This window comes from Amphritea pacifica, from assembly GCF_016924145.1.
Classification (GTDB): Bacteria; Pseudomonadota; Gammaproteobacteria; order Pseudomonadales; family Balneatricaceae; genus Amphritea; species Amphritea pacifica.
In genome coordinates this window covers 1-5,977 of record NZ_JAFFZO010000062.1, presented here as the reverse complement: position 1 = coordinate 5,977, position 5,977 = coordinate 1, and the positions used below count along the sequence as shown (strand labels likewise).

The window sequence follows — 5,977 nt, the reverse complement described above, 5'->3', positions numbered from 1 at the left end:
GGGCATAAAAAGCCGTGGTTTGAATACGGCTGCGCGGCTTGCTTGTGGGGATACCGCAGGGTTTGATTTGTTAAATTCTTTAGCAGACAGACGTAACTTGCTTCAAAAAATAAATCTGTCCCCTTTTTTACTTTTTTTTTAAGTAAGTGCCATTCGGCTTTGACCCCTTTAATGGGCCGTACGCCGGAAGTACTGAAAGCTGCTTCCGATAAAATCTTTGAAACCTTCAGTGAGTGCCTCAAACCGGTGTTTGAGCGTCGCTGGATGAGCGCGGGTTTTGAGATGATCGAGCTACATCCCGAGCGCAACTACCGGATGAACAACATCCATAAAAAACTCGCCGATAAAGCCTGAGCGAGCATCGCTGTTAAGTCACAATCAGCAGGTCTGCCGGACTTTGCGTGCCGGCAAAATGCTGACCTAATACATGGGTATAGATCTGGGTGGTAGCAACATCGCTATGCCCTAATAGCTCCTGTACGGTACGGATATCTTGCCCGTTTGCTAATAACTGTGTAGCAAAAGAGTGTCTGAATGTATGACAGCTGATCGGTTTATGTTCCACTCCCGCCAGTGATTTTGCTTTGTTGAGAGCCTTCCGAGCAACTGACGGATGCAGGTGATGGCGGCAGATCTCTCCGCTTAACGGGTGAGCACACAACGACTGCGAAGGAAACAGATACATCCATCCAGGCTGTCGGAATGCATTGGGGTATTTCTTGTACAAAGCATGCGGTAACGAGGGGCCAATTCCTTTGCTGTTGTCTTCTTTCTGGCAGATCAGGCTTTGGTTGATAATTGATTTCAAAGGGCCCTCAAGGGAGCGAGGTAACAGGGTAACCCGGTCTTTATTTCCCTTACCGTCGTGAACCGTCACGCTGTAACGCTCAAAATCAATATCTTTTACACGTAACCGAAGGCACTCAGTGATTCTCAGGCCGCTGCCATATAACAGAGAAAAAATTACCAGATCACGGGTTTTGAAGTGTTGCAAAATCGTCTGTACCTCAGCTGCGTTTAGAACAACTGGAATACGTCTGCTACGTTTTGCGTAAGTGAAACCAAGCTCTCCCAGAGGCTGTTGTAAAAACTTGTTATACAGAAAAGCAATAGCATTGAGAGCCGTACGCTGGGTGTTGATCGCCACATCCTGTTGATTGGCTAAATATGTCAGAAACCTGATGACATCCTCACCCCCTAGCTCGGAAGGGTGTTTAAGCTGATTAAACCGTATGTAGTAGCGTATCCAGTAGAGATACGTTTTTTCAGTTCTCAGGCTATAGCCCATTTGCCTCATCGCTTCTCGAATACTGTTTAAAAATGGACTTTTGCTCATAGCGACTCCCTTCGCAATGGTGGTATGTAATATGTATATATATACAGTTGATTTTCAATATAGTTCATTTCCCGCACGTTTTACCAGTAAAATATCTTGACGAGAGCGCGTTATCATCGGATAGTTCTGTAATCATTCCCGGAAAATCAATCGGTTATGCGGACCGCTCTCGGGATAATGTGCTGTGTGATTTGGGGATAACGTGCATGCGCGTTTACACGGAGCCAAATGAAAGGGAGTTTTTAAAAAATGTATTTAACTCAGATAGTTAGCCTCGTTCAACCCGTATTCCATTTCCGTGCATATGCGCACGCGCACAACTAAGCTGTTAAAACTCTATGCAAATAAACTTCTTTACAAGCCCAAATGATGAAAAAGCTCTTTTTGAATTCATCCGAAAGAAGGAAGGCTACTTTATTTGTGATTTTTTTAATCCGAAAAAACAATGGATTGATGTATTAGAAATCTCTGATTTAGCAGATGTTTCTGTCTATAGGGATCTCGGTGTGCTTACACAAGATATATTGCCCTGCTCAGGCGGGAAAATATATGTGTCGGATTTGCGAGACAAACGGGGTTTTCCAAAAGTCGAAGTATTGGAGTTCACTAGGTCATACGCAAATGATGGAATGTTTTATCCTGGCAGGCTATGGATAAATGGGCTGAAGCCAGAAACCGAGAAGCTTTACAGAAGCATTTCAGGCTACATTCGAAGGAAATTTATTGACGAGAATGGCTGGTATTGGGGAGAAACAGCACGTGAGTTTTGTGCAGAGACCGGGCTGTCAAAAGCCGCAAGTACGCACCTGTAAAGTTTTAACAAGGCAGTGCACGGGAACCAGCTACGCTCCACAAACATGTGGTTTGCTGCGCAAACTTTACCACATGTTTGTTCCACTACGCTGGTCCCGTGACTGCGGCGTTAGGCATTAAATAGGTTTGGAATATCATGGAACGTTACCCAGAGAATACAAATATTTCATTGGATGACTTTAATGCTTGTGGTTGGCGCGAGGCATTGGAAGACGCACGTCGAGAAGACTATTCATCCATGTGGCAACAGCTATCGTCGAGAGCACGGAAGGCTACAGAAGAAGGTAATTTAGAAGCAGGGAAAGTACTTTGGTTACTTGCAGACGCCTGCTCAATGATGTTGAAGCCTAATAGTTTGAACGAGCCTTTTGCACCTTTTATGGTTATGGATGGAAAACGTTCGGCACTTCCAGAAGATTTCAAAAATGAAGACATCGAGTTCTTTTCACAAATCATACCTTTTATTGGTGAACCAAAATTATGTGCAAGAATTTCAGATATAGCGTGGTTGCTATTAAAGCCGAAGAATCCTCAGCATGCACTCTCTGCGATAGATAATTATAGAAGTATTGAAATCGGTACCGAAAGTTGGATTCGAGATGGTCGGGAATGTTGGGATAGGGCTATACAGCTATGTTTAATGCTTCGGGCTGGCGCCGGCGAAAGGTTAAAAGAGATAGAGTCAAAAATAGTTGAGGCGCTGAAAGAATCTTCGCCGGAAGATGGATATTTGGCCAACTGGCTAGCTGATTTACTTTCAAAGCACCACTTGGGAGTTAAAGATAAGAAGGATATTGCTGAAAAACTTGAGGCGCTTGCTACTTACTTTGAAGACTCTGGCGATCTTCATAGGGCAAGAGATTATTTAGATGCGGCATCAGAATGGTATAAAAAATCAGAAAATGCACCACAATCCACAGTAATGATTGTTAGAAATGCAGAGTGTTGGGTTAAGGAGGCAATCGCTAGACAGGCTAGTGATAATCCTAGCAACATGGTGGCCGCGAGTTTTTATGAAAGCGCGATACATAAATACAGAACAATTCCGAGAGCGCTACGCGATCAACACAATGTTGAAGAAAGGATCGTTGAACTCAGGGGGCTAATGAATGAGGCAGGAGAAAACTCACTTAATGAAATGGGCCAAATCACATCTGGGCCAATAGATATCAGCGAACTAATTGAAAACTCAGTGAAAGCTGTAAAAGGAAAAGAATTATCGGAAGCGCTATTGCAGTTTGCAAACGTCTACAGAGGGGCACGAGCTGACAAAATACGAAGCTTCTCTGAGGAAATGATAAGGAATCACCCCTTGCAGTCATTGTTTGCAGCTACTCATATGTCATCAGACGGTAGAGTAGTTGCAAAGAAACCTGCTGCTGAACTTGGGGGAGAAAATCAAGAATCAGTCATCTGGCCAGAAATGGTTAAGCACTACGCTATGGAACTCAGCTTGGTAGTGCAGGGTGATATCTGGCCAGCTCTTGAAGTAATTAGGCAAGAGCACAGATTAAAGGAGGCGGATTTTTATTCGGTTGTAAAAAGGTCTCCGGTAGTGCCGCCAGATAGAATTCGGCTTATGGCAAAAGCGCTTTTTCAAGGCTTCGATGGCGATTTTATTAGTGCCTTGCATTTGCTTATTCCCCAGATAGAAAACTTAGTTAGATATCACCTAAAACAACATGGGGAAAAGACAACCAATATAGATATTAACGGCATAGAGAACGAAAACGGTCTTAGCACGCTAATGGATAATCCAAAGGTAGATGATATCTTTGGAAAAGATCTTTCGTTCGAATTAAAAGCAATGTTTTGTGATCCTTTCGGACCTAATCTACGAAATGAATTAGCGCACGGTCTTATCGGGTATGAGGAAAGCCAAAATATATATTCAATCTATGCTTGGTGGCTTACTTTTCGTCTTATATTTAACACCTTTTGGAATGCAAATCGTGCCAACCAACAAGAAAACGAAGGTCAGGCAGAAGATAATGCCTAACAAACGCATGCACTCGGACAGCCAAAAGCGTCGCTCCTTCGTCGCGCCGATTTTGGCTGCCGGTGATGCGAAGCGTTAAGCTCTTAAATAAACATTGGGGGGAATTCATGGATTGGAAATATACACTACCAACACAATGTCCACCAAAAGAAGCACGAAATGATGAAATTGAATTGTATAGATTAGTGGAAAACTCCCCTCCAAATTCTAATGATTTTATTCCGCTTGCGTTTGAGCTTAAGACTCCGCATCAGAATTTTGATGAATTCATGAACTGCTGCTCTCATGGATTGTCAGTTTTTAAAAATATTGAAGGTGCCATTAAATGGAGAAGGAAATATAAAAAGAAGTTTAAGAATCACAAAATATCAAAGGGAGTTGTTAAACAGGAAGATGGAATGGTGCTTGAAACATTCAAAAATCCTCACATAACATGGTGGGTTTCCACAGAGCAGCCTGAAAGAGGGTTTGTAGAGGTAGAAGAGAATGTCGCAGCATAACTATCTAAATGTTGAGATACAAAATCTCAAGCCTTGGGAAATATTTGATTTTTTTGAAGGCCCAAGATTCTATAGCTGCAAAAACCAAACTGGGCAAATATACCTTGTCCACTGGGTTGACGACATAAATGATTGTGATGTTTGGCTTTACTCAAAAGTCAGCTTTGAAAGGTACTGCGCTTTAAAAAACAATAAAATTGATATTCGTTCATGCTTTGAAAAACCTGAGGAAGGATTTTCATACTTAGTCACAGTTGCATCTACAAATGAATTTAATACAGACCTTATTAAATCAGAAGATTACGACCCTGAGTGGCTGCCTGATGAAGGTGAATTTTTAGAATACGATATCCCATCAACTACGCTTCCTCAAAAAGTAGTAAATATTCAAGAGGCCGCTGTTGCAAATTATAGACAGGTTCTTGACTTGGCGTTTAGTAAATCGCACCAAACATATGAAATTGCATCCGATGCGTTAGGTAAAATACTTACGAAATTACAAAACTACCTTTATTCATCAGCATGTCCCAGCGATATTGACATTCGTAAAGTTCCAGAACATATCAAAGATGAAAATACGCTCATGGTGTCTGGTTTTTTTGCGAGTTCTTTTGGTGTCAGGTTACAAAGCAAAAATAGCGATTTATTCTCAGACTCAAGCCAAAATCAAAATCTCCATAAATTCATGGATCTTCTTACTGCTACTGAAGAAAGTAATCGAGTTCTAAAAGAAGTTAAAGGATACAATTTATTGTCTAGAGCCAGATACAAAGCGGTACTTCAAGAGTTAGTAGCAGCAGGTGTTTCAGTTAAAGCTGAATGGTCTGACCCATATGGTAATTTTAGAGCTTCAATAATCCCATTTCATCAAATAAAAGAGGCATTGAGGCAACTAGAAGAAGGTGAATCGAGTGATACTCAAACAATCAAACACAAAGATATAAGACTTGTTGGAGTAGACATCGAAAATGATTTTTTTGCAGTTGTGAAAAATGATGGAGAGTTGTTAAAAGGTAAGCTCGACAAGTCTTTGGAGTCATATCAATTCAATGTTCCAAGCATTGTAAACGCAACAATCGAAGAAACATGCAAAGTAAATCCGGTAACAGATAAAGAGAAGTGGTCATATAAACTCATAGAGATTGAGCAATCATCGCTTAACAAGTAAATCCAGGTGACGCCTACGGCGCACCTGATTTAGGCGTGTGTGCCAGGCATGGCACTTAACTAGCGAGGTGAAAGTCCTCGTACCAGGTATTCGCAGAGCCGAAGGTTAGCCAAAGGGCAAGGTTAGTCCCGCGAGGGGCTGGCTGGAGGAAGCCCAAGGCA

Annotated in this window: 6 protein-coding genes; 5 read left to right on the top strand and 1 reads right to left on the bottom strand. The window is 42.0% G+C overall.

Annotated elements, in window-relative coordinates; translation table 11 throughout:
* The first annotated feature begins 171 nt into the window (after positions 1-171).
* On the top strand, positions 172-354 hold the full coding sequence (locus tag JW499_RS21220; RefSeq protein ID WP_232846575.1) for a 5-carboxymethyl-2-hydroxymuconate Delta-isomerase: 183 nt from the start codon (positions 172-174) through the stop codon (positions 352-354).
* A gap of 13 nt (positions 355-367) precedes the next feature.
* Here the strand turns inward: JW499_RS21220 and JW499_RS21215 are convergent, their stop codons facing one another.
* Positions 368-1,336, bottom strand: a complete 969-nt coding sequence (locus JW499_RS21215) for an integron integrase (protein ID WP_205212455.1) — start codon at positions 1,334-1,336, stop codon at positions 368-370.
* A gap of 338 nt (positions 1,337-1,674) precedes the next feature.
* On the opposite strand from JW499_RS21215, the gene JW499_RS21210 reads away from it, so the two are divergent.
* The 4 genes from JW499_RS21210 (at position 1,675) to JW499_RS21195 (ending at position 5,816) form a co-directional block, all read left to right on the top strand.
* Positions 1,675-2,148 carry a hypothetical protein gene (locus JW499_RS21210; RefSeq protein WP_205212454.1) on the top strand — a complete coding sequence of 158 codons (474 nt, stop codon included), beginning with the start codon at positions 1,675-1,677 and terminating at the stop codon, positions 2,146-2,148.
* Between the two features lie 137 nt (positions 2,149-2,285).
* A complete protein-coding gene (locus JW499_RS21205; protein ID WP_205212453.1) occupies positions 2,286-4,148 on the top strand; it encodes a DUF4209 domain-containing protein in 1,863 nt (620 codons plus the stop codon).
* A 107-nt stretch (positions 4,149-4,255) separates the two neighbouring features.
* Positions 4,256-4,648, top strand: a complete 393-nt coding sequence (locus JW499_RS21200) for a hypothetical protein (RefSeq protein ID WP_205212452.1) — start codon at positions 4,256-4,258, stop codon at positions 4,646-4,648.
* Positions 4,635-5,816, top strand: coding sequence for a DUF6575 domain-containing protein (locus tag JW499_RS21195; RefSeq protein ID WP_205212451.1), 1,182 nt, complete (start codon positions 4,635-4,637; stop codon positions 5,814-5,816). Before JW499_RS21200 ends, JW499_RS21195 begins: the two co-directional genes overlap by 14 nt.
* Positions 5,817-5,977 lie beyond the last annotated feature (161 nt).

What these genes read in the sequence shown, in the direction of transcription:
- JW499_RS21205 (WP_205212453.1), top strand. Translation starts at nt 2,286, where the DNA reads ATGGAACGTTACCCAGAGAATACAAATATTTCATTGGATGACTTTAAT.
- JW499_RS21215 (WP_205212455.1), bottom strand. Translation starts at nt 1,336, where the DNA reads ATGAGCAAAAGTCCATTTTTAAACAGTATTCGAGAAGCGATGAGGCAA.
- JW499_RS21210 (WP_205212454.1), top strand. Translation starts at nt 1,675, where the DNA reads ATGCAAATAAACTTCTTTACAAGCCCAAATGATGAAAAAGCTCTTTTT.
- JW499_RS21200 (WP_205212452.1), top strand. Translation starts at nt 4,256, where the DNA reads ATGGATTGGAAATATACACTACCAACACAATGTCCACCAAAAGAAGCA.
- JW499_RS21195 (WP_205212451.1), top strand. Translation starts at nt 4,635, where the DNA reads ATGTCGCAGCATAACTATCTAAATGTTGAGATACAAAATCTCAAGCCT.
- JW499_RS21220 (WP_232846575.1), top strand. Translation starts at nt 172, where the DNA reads ATGGGCCGTACGCCGGAAGTACTGAAAGCTGCTTCCGATAAAATCTTT.